The following is a 21,426-nucleotide window of genomic DNA, read 5'->3' as shown; positions in this document are numbered from 1 at the left end:
GCTTCGGTGACCGGGAACGACGTGCGATAGCGTCGCCGACACCTCCCGAATGGCGGCCGAAAACACGGTTTCGCAGCCCCGTGCCGTCAGGATGGGGAGCGAACCGTCCGTCTCGATCCGCCGGGGGATCTCCGTCATGCAACCGCGAGCATTCGCGATTCTCACCGCCCTCCTGCTGGGGGTCCTGGGCCTGGGGTCGGTGGCCGTCACCGACTGGACGCCCGCCGCCGGCACCTCGGCGGCCGGGTCGGCCACCCCCGGCACGGCCGGCCCGGGGGGCTCGGGCGCACCGCCCGCCGGCGCGCAGCAGGCCGGGGCGACGGCCACCCCGACCGGCGACCCGGCGGTCTGGACGCGTTCGACGCTGCGGAACAAGCTCATGGCCGAGATGGAGGCCACCGACCCCGGCGTCGCGCTGGCCGACCTGGACAAGATCACCAAGGCCCAGCCGTACACCGTCCGGTTCTGCCACCCGATCGCGCACGAGCTCGGGCACCAGGCGGTCAAGCGGTACAACGCCGACTTCCAGAAGGTCATCTCCTTCCCGCACGAGACCTGCGCGGCCGGCTATCTGCACGGCGCGGTCGAGGAGATGCTGAACGCCTCCGCCCAGCCCGAGGTGGACCTGCTGAAGCTCTGCGCGCCCAAGAACAGCGGGCCCTGCATCCACGGCGTCGGCCACGGCACGATGTTCGTCGCCAAGCAGGACGTGGCCAAGGCCCGGGACCTGTGCAACAAGTTCACCACCGACCAGAACCGGATCCGCTGCTCCGAAGGCCTGTTCATGCAGCTGTTCGGGCCGGACGAGGAGGACGAGAAGGCGAAGGCGAACCTGCCCGCCGACAAGCTCGCCCAGGACCCGCTGTACCCGTGCAAGGACCAGCCGTCGCTGTTCCAGTCCGCCTGCTACTTCTACGCGCCGACCTTCTACCTCTCCTCGCACGACTACCCGAACCACCCCGAGGTGTACGGCGAGGCGCTGAAGTGGTGCCTCAACGGCAAGGCCTCCGGCGGGGCCGTGGACTGCAGCCGGGGCGTCGGCTCGCGGACCATGAAGTACAACCTGGACCGCGAGGACTGGGCCGCCCAGCAGTGCGCCACCGCCGCCGACGGCTGGCAGCGCAAGGCCTGCGCCGAGGGCCTGGTCAGCTACTACACGGTGAACTACACGGACGCCGGCGCGGCCGGCCGGCTCTGCGCCAAGATCACCGACAAGGAGATGCAGGGCTACTGCCGCTCCGCGGGCGGGCTCTCCGCCTCGCTCGACTGAGCATCCGCGCCGCACGAAGGGGGGCCCGCACCGCACGGTGCGGGCCCCCCTTCCGTAGGATCGGGCCCGATCAGGTGCGCCGAGGACGCCGCGCCACGAGGCCTCCCCCACCCGCTGGAGCACCCCGTGACCTCAGAGGACTTCCGCGCCGCCGCGCACTCCGCCGCCGACCTCGTCAGCGACTATCTCGCCGAGCTGCCCGCCCGCCCGGTCTGGCAGCCGATGGACGACGCCGCCCGGCAGGCCCTGCTGGACGCACCGCTGCCGGCCGACGGCCGCCCGCTCACCGAGCTGCTGTCCGCCATCGGGCGCGACGTCCTGCCGTACCCGATGGGCAACGGCAACCCGCGCTTCTTCGGCTGGGTGAACTCCGCCCCGGCCCCCGCCGGGGTGCTGGCCACCCTCGCCGCCTCCGCGATGAACCCCAGTTCGGCCGGCGGCGACCACGCCGACGTCCACCTGGAGCGGGCGGTGGTCCGCTGGATCGCCGAGCTGGTGGGGTTCCCGCACCCGGCCGGCGGCGGGCTGCTGACCTCCGGCACCTCGATGGCGACCATCGTCTGCCTGGCCGCCGCCCGTGACCGCGCCGCCCGCGCGGCCGGGTGGGACGTCCGCGAGGACGGCCTCGCCGGGATGCCGCCGCTGGCCGGCTACGTCACCGGGGAGACCCACTCCTGCGTCCGCAAGGCCGCCGAGCTGCTGGGTCTGGGCAGCAGGCACCTGCGCACCGTGGCCACCGGCCCGGACGGGCTGCTCGACGTCGCCGAGCTGCGCGCCGCGATCAAGCGCGACCGGGCCGCCGGGCTGCTGCCGTTCCTGGTGGTCGCCTCGGCCGGCACGGTCGGCACCGGCGCGGTGGACGCCTTCCACCCGATCGCCGACCTCTGCGCCGAGCAGCGCCTGTGGCTGCACGTGGACGGTGCGTACGGGGCCTTCGGCGCGCTGGACCCGGCGATCGCCCACCGCTACGCCGGGCTGGAGCGGGCCGACTCGCTCGCCCTCGACCCGCACAAGTGGCTCGGCGTGCCGGTCGACTGCGGCTGCGCACTCGTCCGCGACACCGAGGAGTTGCGCTCCACCTTCAGCCTCGTGCCCTCCTACCTGCGCGACGAGGCGGCCGGCGCGCTCGGCTGGTTCTCCGAGTACGGCACCGAGCAGACCCGCCCGTTCCGCGCCCTCAAGGTGTGGGCCACCATCGCCCACCGAGGTCGCGACGGTCTCTCCCGGGACATCGCCCGGTGCACCGCCCTGGCCCGCCACCTCGGCGAACTCGTCGAGAAGGACGGTGAGTTGGAGCTTCTGGCCGAGGTGCAGACGTCGATCGTGGCGTTCCGCCACCGCGCCCCCGGGCTGGACGAGGCCGCCCTCGACGCCGTCAACCGGGAGCTGCCGGTGGCGGTCCAGCGGCGCGGCCGGGTCTTCGTCACCGGCGCCCGGCTCGGCGGCCGCGAGATGCTCCGCGCCTGCCTGCTCAACGCGGACACCACCGAGGCGGACCTCGAACTGCTGCTCAGCGAGGTGAAGGCCGCCGCCCGCGAGCTGCTCTGACGCGGGCCGCGAGCGGGCGAGTCACCGACATTAACCGACAGGTCACGGGGGATTCGTGATCGTGAAACACCGGGGCGGCAGATTGATGGCATGGAGCACACGGAGCAGCTGACGACGACCGGACCGACCGCCACCTCGACGCCGAACCCCTCCCGTGCCCAGCGGCGCGGCACCAGAACCCCTCGCTGGCGCCGCGACACCGTGGAGCTCGCCGCGGTCTTCCTCTCGGTGACCGCGGCCGACCTGGTGGCCAAGCTCGTGGTGCACGGCCCGGACGGCCCGGTGGTGCTGGCCGCCTCCGCGGTCGCCCTGGTGGCCACGGCGCTCTTCCACACCTGGTGGTCGCACCGCCACCAGTTGCACGGGCCGCCGGCCCCGGACGCGCCCGCCCCCCCGGCCGCGTCCCCGGCCGCAGCCGGGGCGCAGGCTGCCGCGAAGGAGCCGCTGAAGGGGCCGCTGCACGACTTCGAGCAGACCACGCTCTGGCGGGTGCGCACCACCGTGCAGGACTCCCCCGGCAGCCTGGCCCGGGTCTGCGCGGCCTTCGCGGAGCGGCAGGTCAACATCGTCTCGATGCAGTCGCACCCGCTGCCCAGCGGCACCGTGGACGAGTTCTTCGTCCGCGCGCCCCAGGCACTGACCCGGGCCGACCTGGCCGCGCTGGTGGCGGCGGCCGGCGGGCACGACATCTGGAGCGCCCCGGCCGACGCGCACGACCTGGTGGACGTGCCCACCCACGTGCTGGCGCTGGCGACCCGCACCGCGCTGGACGCCGCCGAGCTGCCGATCGCCCTGCGCCAGCTCTTCGGGCAGTGCACCATCCGGCAGTACCCGGGCGCGGCCGGGCGCGGCGGCACCGGGGTGGACGGGCATGTGATGCGGCTGCCGGTGCCGTCCGGCGACCTGATCGAGCTCAGCCGCCCGCACCTGCCGTTCACCCCGACCGAGTTCGCCCGGGCGCAGGCCCTGGTCGAGCTGGACACCCTGCTCGGCCCCCGGGTGCCGGACGTCCGGGCCAGGCTGGCCCAGCCCGCCGGGGCCGACCTGACCGTGCGGCGCGCGGACGCCGGCGACAAGGCCGCGGCGCTGGCCATGCACCACCGCTGCTCCCCCGACACCCTGCGCAAGCGCTACCACGGCCCGGTCCGGGACGCCGACCGCTACCTGGACCACCTGCTGAACGCCCGGCACGGCCAGACGCTGGCGGTGGAGGCCACCGACGGGCGGATCGTCGCCCTCGGGCACCTGATGTGGGACGACGGCAGCGCCGAGGTCGCGGTGCTGGTCGAGGACGCCTGGCAGCGGCGCGGGCTGGGGCTGGACCTGATGCGGCGGATGTCGGCGCTGGCCCTGGAGGCCGGCGTGGAGACGGTGTACGCCGTCACGCAGTCCTCCAACACCGGGCTGATCGCCACCATGCGCAAGCTGGCCGCCCCGCTGGACTACCAGGTCGAGGAGGGCACCCTGGTGATCACGGCCCACCTGGCCGAGGCGGCCGAGGAGCTCCCCGTCCCCTGGCCGACCCGGCCGGGCAGGTGATCGTTTCTTCACCACACCCTCACGGCGCACCCCAGGCCGGACGGCGACCCCGCCGTCCGGCCCGGTCGCGCTCCGGGCCCCGCCGGGAACCGCCGGGGCCCGGAACGGCGTCCCCAGCAGCGGAAGGCCCGTCCGTACACCGCCTTTTCTGACGGAACGTCAGGGACCCGCGGGCCGGGCCGCCGGGGCCGTCGCAGCTGGCGGCGCGGGGTCCGGATCGTCGAGCCGGGCGGCGGAGTCGGTAGGCTGGCCCCGTCCCCGCCGCCCGACGGCCCGTTATCCGGCCCCGGGCGGTGCCGCAGCAAGGAGGAACCACTGAGCATGGCAGGCACCGAATCGGAGCCCACAGGCGCACGCGACGCCTCGCTGCCCGCCCGCGCCAAGATCGCGGTCACGGCCGGCAAGGTGGCCGCCGCCCTGTCCCAGAAGGCGGGCCGAGGCAGCGGCTCGGTGATCGGCGGCAAGATCGCCCTCAAGCTCGACCCCGATCTGCTCGCCACTCTCGCCGACCACCTGGACGTGGTGCTGGTCAGCGCCACCAACGGCAAGACCACGACCACCCGGCTGATCGCCGAGGCGCTGCGCGCCGCCGGCCCGGTGGTCTCGAACGCCCTGGGCGCCAACATGCCGGCCGGCATCACCTCCGCCCTGGCCGGCGGCTCGGAGGCCCGCTTCGGCGTCATCGAGGTGGACGAGAAGTACCTGGCCGGGGTCGCCCGCGACACCCACCCGAAGGCGATCGCCCTGCTCAACCTCTCCCGCGACCAGCTCGACCGCGCCGCCGAGACCCGGATGATGGCCGAGAAGTGGCGCGAGGGCCTCCAGGACACCGAGGCCGTGGTCATCGCCAACGCCGACGACCCGCTGGTGACCTGGGCCGCCTCCTCCTGCAAGAAGGTGGTCTGGGTGGCCGCCGGGCAGGCCTGGAAGGAAGACGCCTGGTCCTGCCCCGCCTGCGGCGGCGTGATGCAGCGCCCCGGCGAGGACTGGTTCTGCCAGGAGTGCGGCTTCCGCCGCCCCAACCCGCACTGGGCGCTCCAGGGCACCCACGTGATCGACCCGCAGCGCGGCGCCTGGCCCATCCGGCTCCAGCTCCCCGGCCGGGCCAACCTGGCCAACGCCACCAGCTCCGCCGCCGTGGCCGCCGTCTTCGGCGTCTCCCCGCAGGTCGCGCTGGAGCGGATGCAGTCGGTGACGGCCGTGGCCGGCCGCTACGACGTCGTCCAGTACCAGGGCCGCGACATAAGGCTGCTGCTGGCCAAGAACCCGGCCGGCTGGCTGGAGACCTTCTCGCTGATCGACGGCCCGCCCACACCGGTCATCCTCTCCGTCAACGCGCTCGACGCCGACGGCACCGACACCTCCTGGCTCTGGGACGTCGACTACGAGCGCCTCGCCGGCCATCCCGTCTTCGTGATGGGCCAGCGCAAGCTGGACCTGGCCGTCCGCCTGGAGGTCGCCGGGCTGCAGTTCCACGTGGTGGACTCGCTGGAGCAGGCCGTCCGGATGGCCCCGCCCGGCCGGATCGAGGCGATCGCCAACTACACCGCCTTCCAGCAGCTGCGGAAGGTCGTGGCCGGCTGATGCCGGCCCAGCAGCCCCATCGAGTTTGCGTGACGGAAGGCCTTCGAGGATGAGTGAGAGCAGCCTGCGCGTGGTCTGGGTCTACCCGGACCTGCTCAGCACCTACGGCGACCGGGGCAACGCCCTGGTCGTGGAGCGCCGGGCCCGCCAGCGCCATCTCAACGTGACCCGGATCGACGTCCGCTCCGACCAGGCGGTGCCCACCAGCGGGGACATCTACCTGATCGGCGGCGGCGAGGACCGGCCGCAGCGGCTCGCCGCGGAGCGGCTGCGCAACGACAGCGGCCTCGTCCGGGCCGCCGAGAACGGCGCGATCATCTTCGCCGTCTGCGCCGGCTACCAGATCCTCGGCCACGAGTTCGTCAACGACCTCGGCGAGCGCGAGCCGGGCCTCGGCCTGCTCGACGTCTGGACCACCCGTGGCGAGGGCGCCCGCTGCGTCGGCGACGTGCTGGCCGACGTCGACCCGCGCCTCGGCCTGCCGCAGCTGACCGGCTTCGAGAACCACCAGGGCGTCACCCACCTCGGCCAGGGCGTCCAGCCGCTGGCCACCGTCACCGCGGGCCGGGGCAACGGCACCGGGGACGGCACCGAGGGCGCCTGGCGGGACACCGTCTTCGGCACCTACCTGCACGGGCCGGTGATGGCCCGCAACCCCGCCGTGGCGGACATGCTGATCAAGCTGGCGCTGGACGTCAACGCCCTGCCGCCGGCCGACACCACCTGGTACGACGCGCTGCGCGCTGAGCGCATCGCGGCCACATCGCGCCCCGCGTAACACACGCTGTCGTGCGCCGGTCCGCTCCGACCGGGTGCCCGCGATGCGGTCACCCGGTCCACGGACGGGCCCGGACGTACGACAATGGGGTTGCCGGCTGCACACCCTCCTCGGCAGCAGGCTGCACTTCCGCGCGGGGGCGCCGACGGCGCCGCTCCCGCGTCGGCTCCTGCCCGGCCGGACGCAGGGGCCGTATGCTCGACACTCCCGGCCGGTTTCGGATGTTCTGTCCGGATCGGCCGGTCCTTCACCCCACGGTCATCTCCCCGCCATCACGGCGTGGAACGGGGCCGCTACGGTGACGGTTCGTCGTCCCAGCCTGTAGTCCGGCCGTTCCTCGGTTCTGCTCGGGAGTTGCAAAGCAATGCGTATTGGAGTGCTGACCAGCGGCGGTGACTGCCCCGGCCTGAACGCGGTGATCCGTTCCGTGGTCCACCGGGGGGTGGTCGACCACGGCGACGAGATCATCGGGTTCGAGGACGGCTGGCGCGGTTTCCTGGAGGGCGTCCACCGCCCCCTGACCCTGGAATCGGTGAGCGGCATCCTCGCCCAGGGCGGCACGATCCTCGGCTCCTCCCGGGTGCAGCCGAGCCACCTGCGCGACGGCGTCGAACGCGCCAAGCGGTACTGCTCGGACCTCGGCCTGGACGCCGTCATCCCGATCGGCGGCGAGGGCACCCTCAAGGCCGCCAAGCTGATGAGCGACGCCGGACTGCCGATCGTCGGCGTGCCGAAAACCATCGACAACGACATCGCCTGCACCGACGTCACCTTCGGTTTCGACACCGCCGTCTCGGTCGCCACCGAGGCCCTGGACCGGCTGAAGACCACCGCCGAGTCGCACCAGCGCGTCATGGTCGTCGAGGTCATGGGCCGCCACACCGGCTGGATCGCACTCAACGCGGGCATGGCCGCCGGCGCCCACGCGATCGTCGTCCCGGAGCGCCCCTTCCACATCGACAAGCTCACCGCCGTCGTCCGCGAACGCTTCGACCGGCAGAAGAAGTTCGCGATCGTGGTCTGCGCCGAGGGCGCCAAGCCCGAGCCCGGCACCATGCACTGGGAAGAGGGCAGCAAGGACATCTACGGCCACGAGCGGTTCACCGGCATCGCCACCCAGCTCTCCCGCGAGCTGGAGCACCGGCTCGGCAAGGAGGCCCGCCCGGTGATCCTCGGCCACACCCAGCGCGGCGGCACCCCGACCGCGTACGACCGGGTGCTGGCCACCCGGTTCGGCTGGCACGCCGTGGAGGCCGTCCACAAGGGCGCCTTCGGCCACATCACCGCGCTGCAGGGCACCAACATCAACCTGGTGCCGCTGGGCGAGGCCGTCGCCGAGCTGAAGACCGTGCCGCAGGATCGCTACCTGGAGGCGGAGACGGTCATCTGACCCTCCCCCGCCCCCTGCCGCCGGCCCCCGAGCACCCGCTCGGGGGCCGGTGTCGTTCCCGCGCGACGCCCCCGCGCCCGGGCTAGCGTGACCGTGGGGCAGGACCGGTGGGGCGTGACCGGCGGAACCCAGCACCGCCGGCCGTCGCCGGAGCACCGCCGGAGCACCGCCGGGCCACCGTCAGACCACGGGAAGGAAGCAGCCGATGGAGATCCTCGCGTACGGCGTACAGGCCGACGAACGGCCGCTGCTGGAGCAGGCGTTCACGGGCCGGCACGAGCTGCGCTGCCTGAGCGTCTTCCTCAACCGCGACACCGCCCCACTGGCCGCCGGCTACCCGGCCGTCAGCAGCAGCGTCAACGACGTCCTCGACGCCGGCACCCTCACCCTCCTCGCGGCCGGCGGCACCAGGCTGATCGCCCAGCGATCCACCGGCTTCAACAACATCGACCTGGAGGCCGCCGCCGAACTCGGCCTCACCGTCGCACGGGTCTCCCACTACAGCCCGTTCGCCGTCGCCGAACACGCCTGGGCCCTGGCCCTGGCCGTGAACCGCCGGCTCACCCGGGCCGCGAACCGCTCGCGCGAGTTCGACTTCCGCCTCGACGGGCTGCTCGGCCGCGACATCCACGGGATGACGGTCGGCGTGATCGGCACCGGCAAGATCGGCGAGTGCTTCGCCCGGATCGCCCACGGCTTCGGCACCGAGCTGCTCGGCTGGGACATCGCCCCCAACCCCGCCTGCACCGCCCTCGGCATGACCTACACCGAACTGCCCGAGCTGCTCTCCCGCTCCGACCTCGTCAGCCTGCACGTCCCCCTGCTGCCCGCCACCCACCACCTCATCGACGCCGCCGCGCTGACCCGCATGAAGGACGACGCCATCCTCGTCAACTCCAGCCGCGGCGGCCTCGTCGACACCGCCGCCCTGGTCGAGACCCTGCGCGCCGGCCGGCTCTCCGGCGTCGGCCTCGACGTCTACGAGGAGGAGACCGGCGTCTTCTTCTACGACCGCTCGGTCGAAGGCATCAGCGACGACACCCTCGCCCGCCTGATGACCTTCCCCCAGGTCCTGGTCACCTCCCACCAGGCCTACTTCACCCGCACCGCCGTCGGCCAGATCATCGACGCCACCGCCCGCAACATCGAGGACCACGAAGCCGGCCGCACCAACGAGAACACCCTCGTCCCGGCCGCCGGCACCTGACCCGGAAGGAGCGTCCGGACCGGATCATCCTGCGGGTACGGGCGGACACTTCGCGGCCTGCACGTTCATCCGCGGGAGCCGGCCGAGGTCTCCCCGCCGTCCTCCGCCACGGCACGCGCGGGCGCCGTCGGCTCCGACCGAGGACGGTCGGAGGCCGCGGTCCGGACCAGGGCGGCGCAGCCGGCCAGGGCGACGGCGACGAGCGCGCCCGCCGTGAGGACGACCCGCTGTGACGTGCCCGCGAGCAGCCCGTGCCCCAGGGCCCGGCCGACGGCCGCAGACCCGGCGGACAGGGCGGGGCCGAGGGCGGAGACCTCGGCACTGCTGGCTAAGGCCGAGCGCAGGAGCACGGCCGACCAGCTCTGCCAGGCGTTCTCCACCAGATAGGCGAGGGCGCAGAGCCCTCCGAGCAGCAGCAGGCGGCGGGTCCGTACCGTCGGCCGGGGCCCGGAGGCCCGGACCTGCCCCGCCGGCGTGGCGTCCCGGTCGAGGAGGTGCACGACAACGGCCACGAGGAGCGTGATGAGGGACACCCCGGCGAACACGCTGCGCCGGCCACGTCCGCGGAGCCGGGGGCCGGGGGAAGCCCCGGGGTAAGGCCCGCCTAGTCTGTAGACGCAAGCAAAACGGGCGAACCGGACCCACCAGGGGGCCGCGACGAGGGAAAGCAGGACCCGCCCATGGGCGACGGAATGTCAGGCATGCACCACCACGGCGGGATGACAGAGCTGGGGCCGTTCTCCCTCTCCAACGTCATGACCTGGTCCCCCGACTGGGTGTTCCTGATCGGCAGCCTGGTCGCGCTGGCGCTGTACGGGACGGGCGTGGTGCGGCTGTACCGGCGCGGCGACCGCTGGCCGATCGGCCGGACCGTCGGCTGGGTGGCGGGCGTCGGCTCGGTGATCCTGGTCACCTGCACCGGACTGAACGACTACGGCATGGTGCTGTTCAGCGCGCACATGATGCAGCACATGGTGCTCTCCATGCTCTCGCCGATCCTGCTGCTGCTCGGCGCGCCGATCACGCTGGCGCTGCGCGCCCTGCGCCCGGCCGGCAAGGGGCGCCCGCGCGGCCCGCGCGAGCTGCTGGTGGCGCTGCTGCACAGCACCTACGTCAAGGTGATATCGCACCCGGGGTTCACCATTCCGCTGTTCATCGCGAGCCTCTACGGGGTGTACTTCACCCCGCTCTTCGACTTCCTGATGCAGTACCGCCTCGGGCACATCTTCATGATGGTGCACTTCCTGGCCACCGGGCTGGCGTTCTTCTGGCCGATCATGGGTGTGGACCCGGGCCCGAACCGCCCCGGCCACGTGATGCGGATCATCGAGCTGTTCATGGGGATGCCGTTCCACGCCTTCTTCGGTGTGGCGGTGATGATGGCCAGCCACTCGCTGGTGACCACCTTCACCGAGGCCGGCGCGCCGCCCGGGACGGACCTCCTGGCGGACCAGAAGCTGGCCGGCGGCATCACCTGGGCGTTCGGCGAGATCCCGACGGCGATCGTGCTGATCGCGCTGGTCTACCAGTGGATGCGCTCCGAGCAGCGGGTGTCCCGCCGCCGGGACCGCGCCGAGGACCGCAACGGTGACGCCGAGCTGGCGGCGTACAACGCGTACCTGGCCTCGCTGGACAAGCGCGGCCAGCGCCCGGCACCGGCGGCCGACGCCGGCTGAGCCCGCTCCCGGGCGTCCCGCTCCCCCGACGAACCCCTGCCCGACGCCCGGGTGGGGGTTCCGTCGTTCCCGGGGTCAGTCGCGGGGGGCCGCCTGCCGGGCGAGGCCGGCGACCAGGATGTCCATGCCGAACTCGAAGCGCTCGTCACCGACGTTGCGGGTGAGCGCGGCGGCCATCGAGGTGATCATCGGGTAGCGGTCGGCCGGGATCGTGCTGAAGTACTCGCGCACCCGCTCGGTGTAGGCGTCGGCGTCGGCCTCGGTGTGGCCGCTCCGGGTGGAGGCCTCGAAGGTGGTCGCGGTGGTGTAGAGGCCGAGCAGGTCCACGCCGTACGCGGCGGTCTGCTCGTCCAGCCCGCCGGCCCGCAGGATGCCCAGCATGGTGTCGGCGACGTCCATGGCGTGCGGGGTCACCGGGACGTTGGCGACCACGGCGGCTTTGGCGAGGTCGCGGTGGCCGAGCAGCACCTCCCGCGAGCGGCGCATCAGCCGCTTGATCTGCTCCTGCCAGTCGGCCGGGTCCGGCTGTTCGAGGGCGATCTCGGAGTACGCCAGGTCGAGGACGAGCTCGACCAGCTCGTCCTTGTTGCCGACGTGGGCGTAGAGGCTGGCGGCGCCGGTGCCGAGCTCCTGGCCGACCCTCCGCATGCTCAGCGCGTCCATGCCCTCGGTGTCGACGATCCGCAGGGCGGCCTCGACGATCCGTTCGCGGCTCAGCGGCTGGCGCCGGGAGGCCGTCTTCTCCTTCTCCTGCCAGTGCGCCGACCAGCTCGGACGCGGGGCGGCACTGGTCATGGGGGCTCCTTCGTGGTCGGCGTCGGGTCCCACACTACTTGACACGAACGCCGTTCCATGGGAGAACACTGTTCGTCGCAAGAAAACAGTGTTCGTTAAGACGAACATGGTTCGTCCGGCTCCGACCATCAGGAGAGCCCCCATGACCAGTCAGACCGCCCCTCCCCCGGCCGCCACGGCGGCCGAGCCCGCACCGGCCGGCTACCGCCTGCGCTGGGCCGCCCTCGCCGTGATCCTGGCCGCCGAGGTGATGGACCTCCTCGACACCACGATCGTCGGCGTCGCCTCCCCGGCCATCCGGCGCGACTTCGGCGGCAGCGACGCGCAGATCCAGTGGATCTCCGCCTCCTACACGCTCGCCTTCGCCGTCCTGCTGATCACCGGCGGCCGGCTCGGCGACCTCCTCGGCCGCAAGAAACTCTTCGTCGCCGGCGCGGCCGGCTTCACGCTCGCCTCGGTGCTCTGCGCCGCCTCGGCCGGCCCGGGCACCCTGATCGCCGCCCGCACCGTCCAGGGCCTCTTCGCCGCCCTGCTGATCCCGCAGGGGCTCGGCCTGATCAAGGCGATGTTCCCGCCGAAGGAGATGGGCGCCGCGTTCGGCCTCTTCGGCCCCGTCCTCGGGCTCTCCTCCGTCCTCGGGCCGACGCTCGGCGGCTACCTCACCGACGCCGACCTGTTCGGCACCGGCTGGCGGATGGTCTTCCTGATCAACCTGCCGCTCGGCCTGCTCGCGGCGCTCGCCGCCGTCAGGGTCCTGCCCGCCGACCGCACCACCCGCACCGCCGGCGCCGGCCGGCTCGACCCGGTCGGCGTCCTGGTGCTCAGCGCCGCCGTCCTGCTGCTGGTCTACCCGCTGGTGCAGGGACGCGAGCTGGGCTGGCCGCTCTGGACCTACCTCGCCATGGCCGCCTCGCTGCCGGCCCTCCGGCTGTTCACCGTCCACCAGCGCCGGGTGCTGCGGCGCGGCGGCACCCCGCTGATCGAGCCCTCGCTCTTCGCCAAGCGGGCCTTCACCTCGGCGCTCGCCACCGGGCTGGTCTTCTTCGCCGCGCTCTCCGGCCTGCTGCTGACCTTCACCCTCTACCTGCAGCTCGGCCTCGCCTGGAGCCCGCTGCACTCCGGCCTCACCATGATCCCGCTCTCGCTCGGCATCGTGGCCGGCGCGATCCTCTCCGGCGGCTTCCTCGCCCCCAGGTACGGCCGGCGCGTCCTGCATGCGGGCATGGCCGTCGCCGCCGCGGGCACGCTCGGCCTCCGGGCCTCCGTCGAGCACTGGGCCGGCGGCCTGACCAGCTGGGAGCTGACCCCCGCGCTGGCCGTCACGGGCTTCGGCCTCGGCCTGATCATGGCGCCGTTCTTCGACATCGCCCTGGCCGGCGTCGAGGACTCCGAGACCGGCTCGGCCTCCGGGGTGCTCAACGCCCAGCAGCAGCTCGCCGGCTCGATCGGCGTCGCGCTGCTCGGCACCGCGTTCTTCGGCTGGGCCGGCTCGGACGGCTTCCGGCACGCGGCCGGCTGGACCTTCGGCCTGACCGCCGGCCTGCTGGCCCTCGCCTTCCTGGCCGCCTTCCTGCTCCCGCGGAACGCCCGCCCGGGCGGCGAGCACTGACCCCTCCGTACCGCCACCGCCCGCCGGGGCAGCACCCGGCGGGCGGTGGCGTCCGCTTACCATCCGGTGCATGCAAGCCCTTCTGATGGCCGCCCTGCTCGCCGTGGTGCTGCTCTCCCGGATCCAGGAACCGCGACGGTTCGGCAACGGAGTGCTGCTCGGGCTGACCGGCCTCTGCGTGGCGGTCGGCACGGTGAGCGCCGTCGGCCACTTCTCGGCGCCGGCGGCGGGCGCCGTCACCGCCGGGGTGGCCGGCGCGGTCTGGCTGAGCGGGCTCGTCGCGGCCGCGCTGCTGGTGGCGAACGGGGTCACGATGGTCCGCCGGGAGGGCACCCGGCCGGCCAGCCTGCTCTCCCTGCTCACCGGTGCGGCCCTGCTCGGGCTGCTGGGGCTGCTGCTCTCGGCCACCTACCTGAGCGTGCGGGCGCTGCGCGCGGCCGCCGGCGCCGCCGTCCTGCTCGGCGGTTACGGCGTGTTCCTGCTGCTCTGCTTCCTCGGGTACACCCTGCTCTACCGGCGGCTGGCCGTCCGCCCGGGCGCCGACTACGTGGTCGTGCTCGGCGCCGGGCTCGACGGCCGCGAGGTGCCACCGCTGCTGGCCGCCCGGCTGGACCGGGCGCTGGCGCTGTACCGGGCCGAGGAGGCGGCCGGGCACACGCCGCTGCTGCTGGTCACCGGTGGCAAGGGGCCGGACGAGAGCTGCACCGAGGCGGCCGCGATGGCCGCCCACCTGCTCGCCCGCGGCTGCCCGGGCGAGCGGATCCGGCGGGAGGAGAAGGCCACCAGCACCGCCGAGAACCTGGCCTTCAGCCGCGAGCTGATGGAGCGCGAGCACCCGGGCTACCACTGCACCGTGGTCACCAGCAGCTTCCACGTGCTCCGCTCCGCCGTCGCCACCCGCCGGGCCGGCGTGCCCGGCCAGGTGGTCGGGGCGCCGACCGCCGCGTACTACTGGCCGAGTGCCGTCCTGCGCGAGGTGGTCGCGACCGCCCTGCTATACCCGCGGGTGAACGGCGCGGCCGTCCTGCTGCTCGCGGCGGCCGGGGCGGTGGCCGGCTGGCGCTGGTAGGGCCCGGCCGGCGGGCCGGTCGCCGCGTCCTCGGGACGAGCGCGGGGAGGCCCCGGGATCCTGAGCGGACCCCGGGGCCTCCCGGTTCGACTGGGCTGCGTTCAGCCGAGGTTGGCCAGCGCGTCGTTGAAGGTCTTCGACGGGCGCATCGCGGCCGCGGCCTTGGCCGGGTCGGGCTGGTAGTAGCCACCGAGCTCGACCGGGGCGCCCTGGACGGCGATGAGCTCCTCGACGATGGTCTGCTCCTGCTCGGCCAGCGACTTGGCCAGGCCCGCGAACGCCTCGGCCAGGGCGGCGTCGGCGGTCTGCCGGGCCAGCTCCTGGGCCCAGTAGAGGGCCAGGTAGAAGTGGCTGCCACGGTTGTCGATGCCGCCGAGGCGGCGGCTCGGCGACTTGTCCTCGTTGAGGAAGGTGCCGGTGGCGCGGTCCAGCGTGTCGGCCAGCACCTGGGCGCGGGCGTTGTCGGTGGACTGGGCCAGGTGCTCGAAGCTGGCGGCCAGCGCGAAGAACTCGCCCAGGCTGTCCCAGCGCAGGTAGTTCTCCTTGACCAGCTGCTGGACGTGCTTCGGGGCGGAGCCGCCGGCGCCGGTCTCGAACAGGCCGCCGCCGTTCATCAGCGGGACGACCGACAGCATCTTGGCGCTGGTGCCCAGCTCCAGGATCGGGAAGAGGTCGGTCAGGTAGTCACGCAGCACGTTGCCGGTGACGGAGATGGTGTCCTCACCGCGGCGGATGCGCTCCAGCGAGAACTTCGTCGCCTCGACCGGCGTCTTGATCTCGATCTGCAGGCCCTCGGTGTCGTGCTCCGGCAGGTACGCCTTGACCTTCCCGATCAGGACGGCGTCGTGCGCACGGCCCTCGTCCAGCCAGAAGACGGCCGGGCTGCCGGTGGCGCGGGCGCGGGTGACGGCCAGCTTGACCCAGTCGCGGATCGGCAGGTCCTTGGTCTGGCAGGCGCGGAAGATGTCGCCGGCCTGGACGGCCTGCTCCAGCACCACGTTGCCCTCGGTGTCGACCAGGCGGACGGTGCCGGCGGCCGGGATCTCGAAGGTCTTGTCGTGGCTGCCGTACTCCTCGGCCGCCTGGGCCATCAGGCCGACGTTCGGCACCGAGCCGATGGTGGCCGGGTCGAGGGCGCCGTGGGCGCGGCAGTCGTCGATGACGGCCTGGTACACACCGGAGTAGCTGCTGTCCGGCAGCACGGCCAGGGTGTCGGCCTCGTTGCCGTCCGGGCCCCACATGTGGCCGGAGGTGCGGATCATGGCCGGCATCGAGGCGTCGACGATGACGTCGGACGGCACGTGCAGGTTGGTGATGCCCTTGTCGGAGTCGACCATGGCCAGGGCCGGGCCCTCGGCCAGCTCGGCCTCGAACGAGGCCTTGATCTCCTCGCCCAGGTGCGGCACGCCGTCCAGGCCGGCGAGGATGCCGCCGAGGCCGTTGTTCGGGTTGAGGCCGGCGGCGACGAGCGCCTCGCCGTACTTGGCGAAGGTCTTCGGGAAGAAGGCGCGGACCACGTGGCCGAAGATGATCGGGTCGGAGACCTTCATCATGGTGGCCTTGAGGTGCACCGAGAACAGCACGCCCTCGGCCTTGGCGCGGGCGACCTGCGCGGCCAGGAACTCGCGCAGCGCGGCGACGCGCAGCACCGAGGCGTCGACGACCTCGCCGGCCAGGACCGGCACCGACGGGCGCAGCACGGTGGTGGTGCCGTCCTCGCCGACCAGCTCGATGCGGAGCGAGCCGTCGGCGGCGACCACGGCGGACTTCTCGGTGGAGCGGAAGTCGTTCTGGCCCATGGTGGCGACGTTGGTCTTGGAGTCGGCCGTCCAGGCGCCCATGCGGTGCGGGTGCGTCTTGGCGTAGTTCTTGACCGACGCGGGGGCGCGGCGGTCCGAGTTGCCCTCACGCAGGACGGGGTTGACGGCGCTGCCCTTGACCTTGTCGTACCGGGCGCGGACGTCCTTGTCCTCGTCGGTCTGCGGGTCGTCCGGGTAGTCCGGCAGCGCGTAGCCCTGCGCCTGCAGCTCGGCGATGGCCGCCTTCAGCTGCGGGATGGAAGCCGAGATGTTCGGCAGCTTGATGATGTTGGCGCCCGGGGTCTTGGCGAGCTCGCCGAGCTCGGCGAGGGCGTCCTCGATCCGCTGGCCCTCCTCCAGACGCTCCGGGAAGCTCGCGATGATCCGCCCGGCCAGGGAGATGTCGCGAGTCTCCACCCGGACACCCGCCGTCGAGGCGTAGGCCTGGACCACAGGCAGGAACGAATACGTTGCCAGGGCCGGCGCCTCGTCGGTGTGCGTATAGATGATGGTCGAGTCAGTCATCGGTACTCCGCTTCACGTCTCCAACGTCTTGATGTCAAGATATCTCGTGATCGCCCCTCCGCTCCACCACCCCCCGCTCCGGAGCACGCGCCGGCGCCCGCCCCGGGTCGGCGGCGGTCAGGTCCACCGTGGTCCCGGGACGGGCGCGGGGCAAGCGGAGGAGAGTCAGGCCCGGGCGAGCCGGGCGCCGAACTCCTCGGCGTCGGCGACGAACCAGAGCTGGTTGCCGCGGTTGCTCTCGTAGACGAAGTCGCGCAGGGCGCTGCTGGCGGCCAGGTGTCCGGAGATGTCGCCGGTGACGGCCAGGCCGATCCGGTAGTTGACGAACTTCTGCGAGATCTCGCCGGCGACCCGGGTGCTCAGCCGGAAGAAGTCGTCGCCGAGGCGGGCGGCCGGGACGACGACCCAGGCGGCGTCGTGGCCCATCGCGTCGCCGATCAGGTCCATCGCGTCCCGCTCGCCGCGGACCGCCGGGCCCTCGGCGGGCAGGCGCAGCACGGTGGCCCCGGCGACCTCGACGGCCTCCGCCCCGGTGGCCACCGCCGCGGCGGGCTCGACGGTGTCGGTGACCTCGTGGTGCTCAGACATGACGGTTCTCCCTGGTCAGCGCATTGATGAGGACGAGCAGCTCGGCGGTGTCGGCCAGCCCCCCGAGGATGATCACCTTGAGCGTCGATCGCTCCTCGTCGTGCACGGTCTGGAGCTTCAGCGGCCTGCCCTCGCGGGGGCCGGCGATCGCCGCCATCACGGTGTTGGCGAGCCAGGCGGCCTCCCGGGTACCGATGCCGTCGACCTGCACGATCGTCGAGGCCTCGGCATGGAGCTCCGACGCAGCGGCCGGAGCGGGCGTCGCCGGGGTGCCGGTGAAGGCCGCCAGGTCCTCCTCGGTGATCCGGTACTGCTTGCCGATCCGGGCCGCCTTCAGCCGGCCGTCGCGGACGTAGCCGCGCACGGTCCGGACATGCAACCCGAGCAGCTCGGCCACCTGTTCCACCGAGTAGTACTGCGGCACGCGTGCCACCCTCCTTGGACTGCTCTATTACTCCGCAAACTACCATACTGAGCATGGCACAAGGGAAGAATAAGGAGGTTTGGGGAAGGACGGCCGGGCGAACGTCAGGAGTCCGTCAACGCGGCGCCGCATTCGGTCAACACTGCGTCAGGACGGCGCCCGGCGGACCGCGGGCGCCCTAGCGTCGGAGAAGCAGTTCCGGCAGGCCCCTCCACCACTCGGGAGCACCCGCATGGCCCGCGTCGTCTGGCACGTCCCGGTCACCGTCACCGGACGCACCACCGCCCTTCGCCTGTTCCGCCTCCGCGACGGCCGCCGCTGTGCGGTCGGCTTCAGCTCCGCCGGGGCCCTGACCGCCCTGCTCGGGCCGGGCCAGGCGTCCACCGAGCTCGCGGAACCCGCACTGCGGGCACTCGCCGCACCGCTCGGCGTCGACACCGTGGTCCTGGACCCGCGCCTGGTGGCGCCGCCCGTGCCCGCCACCTGCGCCCCCGCCCCGGCCGCTCAGCTCCAGCCCCGGTGACCGCCCTCCATCTGCTCCCCGGCGGCGCCGCGCCGCAGCCCGAGGGAGCCCGGTCCCTGCACGCCCTCGCCCGGGTCGGCTTCGGCCCCGTCCCGCTCGACTTCGACCGGCTGGCCGCCGAGTTCCCCGCCGTGCAGAGCGGACTCGCCCTGGCCGGGGACGCCGACCTCGAACTCCGCCTCGCCTGCACCGGCCCCGAGGAGTTACGGGCCATCTCCGCGGCCCTGCTGCGGGCCGGCGCCGCCCACGTCCGGATCGACCTGGTCCTGCGCGCCCTCGTCCCCCGGCCGCCGACGCTCCGGCCGGTGCCGTAGCCACCCGCCGCCCGCGCCCCCGTGTCGCGGGGCGCGGGCGGCTCGGCTCAGCCGCTTTCGCGGGTCAGCGCGGCGATCGCGGCCAGCAGGAGGACGGAGCCGGCCAGGAGTGCCGGGGTGAGGGGCTCGCCCGGGAAGGCGGTGGCGATCAGAGCGGCCGTCGCCGGTTCGATCAGGACCACGACGGAGGCCGTCGCACCCGGCACGGTGGCCAGGCCCGCGAAGTACCAGCGGTGGGCGAGCAGGGTCGGATCGGTGCCGATGGTGATCAGCGTGCCGAGGCCGAGGCCCGCGTACTGCACCGAGCCGAAGTAGGCGCACTGGCTGACGGCCGGCCCGAGCCCGAAAAGGACGGTCGCCCGCCGCGAACCCTCGGCCGGTCGTGATCTTCTCCTCTCCCACGGTGACCACGTACCGTCGGCGGTGACGCGGTGGAGGTCCTCCTCCACCCCCGGGTGCGGAGGAGAGCAGCGGCGTGGACCACCTGACGTACAGCGACGTGAAGGCGGCCGGGGAGCGGATCGCGGGGCGGGTGCGACCGGTGGTGGTGGCGCCGGGGGACGAGGGCGGGCGGGTCTGGCTGGCTCTGGAGTACCTGCAGCACACCGGGAGTTTCAAGGCGCGCGGCGCGCAGAACTTCCTGCTCGCGCACGCCGGGGCGGGCACCCTGCCCGCCGCCGGGGTGACCATCGCGTCGGGCGGGAACGCGGGCCTGGCCTGTGCCTGGGCGGCCCGTGAACTCGGCGTGCGCGCCACGGTGTTCCTGCCGGAGACGGCGCCGCCGGTGAAGATGGCGCGGCTGCGCTCCTACGGCGCCGAGGTACGGCTGGCGGGCGGCGAGTACGCGGAGGCGCTGGCCGCGTGCGAGGAGTTCGCGGCGGCGAGCGGCGCGTTGGCCTCGCACGCCTACGACCACCCGCTGATCGCGGCCGGGGCCGGGACGGTACTGGAGGAGATCCGGGACCGACTCCCGGGCCTGGACACGGTGGTGGTGTCGGTGGGAGGCGGCGGACTGTTCGCCGGGGTGGCGGCCGCGGCGCGCGAGCACGACGTCCGGGTGGTGGCGGTGGAGCCGGCGGGCAGCCGGGCGTTGAACGCGGCGCTGGCGGCGGGGAGTCCGGTGGACGTCCCGGTGGAGTCGGTGGCCTCGGACTCCCTGGGCGCCCGCCGGGCCACCGCACTCGCCGTCCATGCCGCCCAACAGGACGGCGTCCGTTCGGTGCTGGTGCCGGACACCGCCATCGTCCGGGCCCGGCAGGACCTTTGGGACGAGCGCCGGATCGCCGTCGAACACGCGGCGGCCACCGCCCTCGCCGCGGTGGACGGGACCGACGGCGAGCGGATCGCCGTCCTGCTCTGCGGCGCCAACACCGACCCGTCCGACCTGGTGGCCGGCGGCTAGCGGCGGCCGGCGGCCGGCGGCTCAGCCGATGCCCTGGCGGTCCGGCACCAGGGCGAACGTCCGGGCCTGTGGGTCGGGCAGGTTCTCCGCCACCGCCCGGTCCAACAGGACGCGCTGCTCGAGGAGTCGGGTGCGCCGGTGCTCGGGGGCGATGCGCAGCAGGTCGTCCAGGGAGGCGGCGAGGCGGCGTGTCACCTGCGGGTGCCCGGCGCCGCAGAGGCGGATCTCGGTGAAGGCGAGGTCGACCACGCAGCGCCAGTCCGGTACCGGTTCCACCAGGCGGACGGCGCCTGCCCGGTCGCGGAAGCAGAGGTCCCCGAAGCTCTCGTGGACGAGCATGGCGAGCAGTTGGTGGATCCGGTCGATGGACTGCACAGCGGTGGTCGGGTCGTTGACGGCGGGCGAGAGCGCACGGATGGCGATGTCGACCAGCTGGCGGAACCCGAAGCCGAGGTCCTGGTGCATCGTCCGGTCGACGCCGACGTTGAAGGCCAGGGCGATCCGCCGCGGGCGCGGCGGCCGGGCGCCGGCCACCCGGACGATCGGGGTGCCGGGGGTGATGAAGTCGCCGATCCGGGGGACGAGGTGGAGCACCGCGTCGTGCTTGCGGGCGATCCGCACCAGCCGGCCGATGTTGACGTCGCGCAGCACCCCCGAGCGGCCCTCGTGCAACAGGGTGAGCGCTCCCTCGGGGACGGCCGGCGGCTGCGGCTCGGGCTGCATCAGCCGGTAGTGGAGGATGACCGACACCGACTCGTTCGCCACCCGGTCGATGACGTGCGGAACGCGCAACAGCCGCATGGTGGACTGCACGTAGAGGACGAACAGCCCCAGGCTGAGCACCACCAGCAGGACGGCGACGAGGCCGGAGAAGACCGGTACGGACGTGACCTTGGCCGGGTCGGTGGAGTCGTCGTAGCTGAGCTGGACGAGCAGCGCGAAGAGGAAGGTGGCCAGGCAGACCGAGAAGGTCGCCTTGGTCAGCCGGCTGCGCACGTACAGCCGCAGCACCCGCGGGGAGAACTGGCTGGCGGCCATCTGCAGGGCGACCAGCGAGATCGAGAACACCACGGCGATGAACGTCAGCATGGCCGAACTGACGGTCGAGACCACACTCCTGGCGGCGCCGGTGAACCGCATCAGCTCGTCGGCGGAGCCGGTCTCGGCGACGGTGGCGGTGACGACGCTCTCGTCCAGCCAGGCGGTGACCGAGGCCAGCACCACGGCGGCGAGGCAGGTGAGCAGCGGGGCGAACCAGAACGACTCCCGCAGGTGCTCGCGCAGCGGGGAGAGCGCGCGGTAGCGCACCTGTCGGGGCGGGCCCGGCGAACGGTCGGTCATCGCCCCAGGCTAGGGCGGGTGCTCACAGCCGCGCCGGTACGCCAC

20 protein-coding genes are annotated in these 21,426 nt (G+C 73.3%); 13 read left to right on the top strand and 7 right to left on the bottom strand.

Annotated elements, in window-relative coordinates:
- Nucleotides 1–136: 136 nt before the first annotated feature.
- The 7 genes from ACZ5WK_RS24270 to ACZ5WK_RS24240 all read left to right on the top strand — a co-directional run bounded on the left by ACZ5WK_RS24270 (nucleotide 137) and on the right by ACZ5WK_RS24240 (nucleotide 9,316).
- On the top strand, nucleotides 137–1,270 hold the full coding sequence (locus ACZ5WK_RS24270; protein WP_465549986.1) for a hypothetical protein: 1,134 nt from the start codon (nucleotides 137–139) through the stop codon (nucleotides 1,268–1,270).
- 126 nt (nucleotides 1,271–1,396) lie between these two features.
- A complete protein-coding gene (locus ACZ5WK_RS24265; RefSeq protein WP_465549984.1) occupies nucleotides 1,397–2,818 on the top strand; it encodes a pyridoxal phosphate-dependent decarboxylase family protein in 1,422 nt (473 codons plus the stop codon).
- A 90-nt stretch (nucleotides 2,819–2,908) separates the two neighbouring features.
- On the top strand, nucleotides 2,909–4,357 hold the full coding sequence (locus ACZ5WK_RS24260; RefSeq protein ID WP_465549982.1) for a GNAT family N-acetyltransferase: 1,449 nt from the start codon (nucleotides 2,909–2,911) through the stop codon (nucleotides 4,355–4,357).
- A gap of 321 nt (nucleotides 4,358–4,678) precedes the next feature.
- Nucleotides 4,679–5,941, top strand: a complete 1,263-nt coding sequence (locus ACZ5WK_RS24255) for a MurT ligase domain-containing protein (RefSeq protein WP_396322430.1) — start codon at nucleotides 4,679–4,681, stop codon at nucleotides 5,939–5,941.
- A 49-nt stretch (nucleotides 5,942–5,990) separates the two neighbouring features.
- A complete protein-coding gene (locus tag ACZ5WK_RS24250; RefSeq protein ID WP_396322431.1) occupies nucleotides 5,991–6,719 on the top strand; it encodes a type 1 glutamine amidotransferase in 729 nt (242 codons plus the stop codon).
- A 364-nt stretch (nucleotides 6,720–7,083) separates the two neighbouring features.
- On the top strand, nucleotides 7,084–8,109 hold the full coding sequence (locus ACZ5WK_RS24245; RefSeq protein WP_396322432.1) for a 6-phosphofructokinase: 1,026 nt from the start codon (nucleotides 7,084–7,086) through the stop codon (nucleotides 8,107–8,109).
- A 205-nt stretch (nucleotides 8,110–8,314) separates the two neighbouring features.
- The gene (locus ACZ5WK_RS24240; RefSeq protein WP_465549979.1) at nucleotides 8,315–9,316 is read left to right on the top strand and encodes a 2-hydroxyacid dehydrogenase; all 1,002 of its coding nucleotides are present in this window, start codon (nucleotides 8,315–8,317) and stop codon (nucleotides 9,314–9,316) included.
- Nucleotides 9,317–9,381: 65 nt separating this feature from the next.
- Here ACZ5WK_RS24240 and ACZ5WK_RS24235 read toward each other — a convergent pair whose 3' ends face one another.
- Nucleotides 9,382–9,828: a hypothetical protein gene (locus ACZ5WK_RS24235; protein ID WP_465549977.1), complete on the bottom strand. Its 447-nt coding sequence runs from the start codon at nucleotides 9,826–9,828 to the stop codon at nucleotides 9,382–9,384.
- A 189-nt stretch (nucleotides 9,829–10,017) separates the two neighbouring features.
- Between ACZ5WK_RS24235 and ACZ5WK_RS24230 the strand changes: the two genes are divergently transcribed.
- On the top strand, nucleotides 10,018–10,992 hold the full coding sequence (locus tag ACZ5WK_RS24230) for a cytochrome c oxidase assembly protein (protein ID WP_465550037.1): 975 nt from the start codon (nucleotides 10,018–10,020) through the stop codon (nucleotides 10,990–10,992).
- Between the two features lie 75 nt (nucleotides 10,993–11,067).
- On the opposite strand, the gene ACZ5WK_RS24225 is transcribed toward ACZ5WK_RS24230, so the two are convergent.
- Complete coding sequence (locus ACZ5WK_RS24225; protein ID WP_465549975.1) at nucleotides 11,068–11,787, bottom strand: TetR/AcrR family transcriptional regulator; 720 nt, start codon at nucleotides 11,785–11,787, stop codon at nucleotides 11,068–11,070.
- A 142-nt stretch (nucleotides 11,788–11,929) separates the two neighbouring features.
- On the opposite strand from ACZ5WK_RS24225, the gene ACZ5WK_RS24220 reads away from it, so the two are divergent.
- Both ACZ5WK_RS24220 and ACZ5WK_RS24215 read left to right on the top strand, forming a co-directional pair.
- Complete coding sequence (locus ACZ5WK_RS24220; RefSeq protein WP_465549973.1) at nucleotides 11,930–13,396, top strand: MFS transporter; 1,467 nt, start codon at nucleotides 11,930–11,932, stop codon at nucleotides 13,394–13,396.
- A 70-nt stretch (nucleotides 13,397–13,466) separates the two neighbouring features.
- On the top strand, nucleotides 13,467–14,465 hold the full coding sequence (locus ACZ5WK_RS24215) for a YdcF family protein (RefSeq protein ID WP_465549971.1): 999 nt from the start codon (nucleotides 13,467–13,469) through the stop codon (nucleotides 14,463–14,465).
- Between the two features lie 101 nt (nucleotides 14,466–14,566).
- On the opposite strand, the gene ACZ5WK_RS24210 is transcribed toward ACZ5WK_RS24215, so the two are convergent.
- From ACZ5WK_RS24210 to ACZ5WK_RS24200, 3 genes are all read right to left on the bottom strand, one after another.
- Nucleotides 14,567–16,789 carry an NADP-dependent isocitrate dehydrogenase gene (locus ACZ5WK_RS24210; protein WP_465549969.1) on the bottom strand — a complete coding sequence of 741 codons (2,223 nt, stop codon included), beginning with the start codon at nucleotides 16,787–16,789 and terminating at the stop codon, nucleotides 14,567–14,569.
- A 165-nt stretch (nucleotides 16,790–16,954) separates the two neighbouring features.
- On the bottom strand, nucleotides 16,955–17,377 hold the full coding sequence (locus tag ACZ5WK_RS24205; RefSeq protein ID WP_465549967.1) for a DUF4180 domain-containing protein: 423 nt from the start codon (nucleotides 17,375–17,377) through the stop codon (nucleotides 16,955–16,957).
- Nucleotides 17,370–17,801: a helix-turn-helix domain-containing protein gene (locus ACZ5WK_RS24200; protein WP_465549965.1), complete on the bottom strand. Its 432-nt coding sequence runs from the start codon at nucleotides 17,799–17,801 to the stop codon at nucleotides 17,370–17,372. Before ACZ5WK_RS24200 ends, ACZ5WK_RS24205 begins: the two co-directional genes overlap by 8 nt.
- A 232-nt stretch (nucleotides 17,802–18,033) precedes the next feature.
- Between ACZ5WK_RS24200 and ACZ5WK_RS24195 the strand changes: the two genes are divergently transcribed.
- On the top strand, nucleotides 18,034–18,324 hold the full coding sequence (locus tag ACZ5WK_RS24195) for an SAV_915 family protein (protein WP_465549963.1): 291 nt from the start codon (nucleotides 18,034–18,036) through the stop codon (nucleotides 18,322–18,324).
- Nucleotides 18,321–18,638, top strand: coding sequence for a hypothetical protein (locus ACZ5WK_RS24190; RefSeq protein ID WP_465549961.1), 318 nt, complete (start codon nucleotides 18,321–18,323; stop codon nucleotides 18,636–18,638). The genes ACZ5WK_RS24195 and ACZ5WK_RS24190 overlap by 4 nt, the downstream gene beginning before the upstream one ends.
- 47 nt (nucleotides 18,639–18,685) lie before the next feature.
- Here ACZ5WK_RS24190 and ACZ5WK_RS24185 read toward each other — a convergent pair whose 3' ends face one another.
- Nucleotides 18,686–19,087: an EamA family transporter gene (locus tag ACZ5WK_RS24185; protein ID WP_465549958.1), complete on the bottom strand. Its 402-nt coding sequence runs from the start codon at nucleotides 19,085–19,087 to the stop codon at nucleotides 18,686–18,688.
- Nucleotides 19,088–19,113: 26 nt separating this feature from the next.
- Between ACZ5WK_RS24185 and ACZ5WK_RS24180 the strand changes: the two genes are divergently transcribed.
- Complete coding sequence (locus ACZ5WK_RS24180) at nucleotides 19,114–20,040, top strand: serine/threonine dehydratase (RefSeq protein ID WP_465549956.1); 927 nt, start codon at nucleotides 19,114–19,116, stop codon at nucleotides 20,038–20,040.
- Between the two features lie 21 nt (nucleotides 20,041–20,061).
- Here ACZ5WK_RS24180 and ACZ5WK_RS24175 read toward each other — a convergent pair whose 3' ends face one another.
- Entirely contained in the window at nucleotides 20,062–21,381 is a 1,320-nt protein-coding gene (locus tag ACZ5WK_RS24175) for a DUF2254 domain-containing protein (RefSeq protein WP_465549954.1), read from the bottom strand.
- Between the last annotated feature and the right edge of the window lie 45 nt (nucleotides 21,382–21,426).

It is taken from the genome of Kitasatospora sp. NPDC032757, assembly GCF_055579305.1.
Note: the sequence above shows the minus strand (reverse complement) of the source record. Positions and strands in the feature narration are given on the sequence as shown.

Excerpts from the sequence above, each read along its gene's own strand:
- ACZ5WK_RS24205 (WP_465549967.1), bottom strand. The coding sequence starts at position 17,377 with ATGTCTGAGCACCACGAGGTCACCGACACCGTCGAGCCCGCCGCGGCG.
- ACZ5WK_RS24240 (WP_465549979.1), top strand. The coding sequence starts at position 8,315 with ATGGAGATCCTCGCGTACGGCGTACAGGCCGACGAACGGCCGCTGCTG.
- ACZ5WK_RS24260 (WP_465549982.1), top strand. The coding sequence starts at position 2,909 with ATGGAGCACACGGAGCAGCTGACGACGACCGGACCGACCGCCACCTCG.
- ACZ5WK_RS24250 (WP_396322431.1), top strand. The coding sequence starts at position 5,991 with ATGAGTGAGAGCAGCCTGCGCGTGGTCTGGGTCTACCCGGACCTGCTC.
- ACZ5WK_RS24230 (WP_465550037.1), top strand. The coding sequence starts at position 10,018 with ATGCACCACCACGGCGGGATGACAGAGCTGGGGCCGTTCTCCCTCTCC.
- ACZ5WK_RS24175 (WP_465549954.1), bottom strand. The coding sequence starts at position 21,381 with ATGACCGACCGTTCGCCGGGCCCGCCCCGACAGGTGCGCTACCGCGCG.
- ACZ5WK_RS24255 (WP_396322430.1), top strand. The coding sequence starts at position 4,679 with ATGGCAGGCACCGAATCGGAGCCCACAGGCGCACGCGACGCCTCGCTG.
- ACZ5WK_RS24215 (WP_465549971.1), top strand. The coding sequence starts at position 13,467 with ATGCAAGCCCTTCTGATGGCCGCCCTGCTCGCCGTGGTGCTGCTCTCC.
- ACZ5WK_RS24245 (WP_396322432.1), top strand. The coding sequence starts at position 7,084 with ATGCGTATTGGAGTGCTGACCAGCGGCGGTGACTGCCCCGGCCTGAAC.
- ACZ5WK_RS24220 (WP_465549973.1), top strand. The coding sequence starts at position 11,930 with ATGACCAGTCAGACCGCCCCTCCCCCGGCCGCCACGGCGGCCGAGCCC.
- ACZ5WK_RS24195 (WP_465549963.1), top strand. The coding sequence starts at position 18,034 with ATGGCCCGCGTCGTCTGGCACGTCCCGGTCACCGTCACCGGACGCACC.
- ACZ5WK_RS24210 (WP_465549969.1), bottom strand. The coding sequence starts at position 16,789 with ATGACTGACTCGACCATCATCTATACGCACACCGACGAGGCGCCGGCC.
- ACZ5WK_RS24270 (WP_465549986.1), top strand. The coding sequence starts at position 137 with ATGCAACCGCGAGCATTCGCGATTCTCACCGCCCTCCTGCTGGGGGTC.
- ACZ5WK_RS24225 (WP_465549975.1), bottom strand. The coding sequence starts at position 11,787 with ATGACCAGTGCCGCCCCGCGTCCGAGCTGGTCGGCGCACTGGCAGGAG.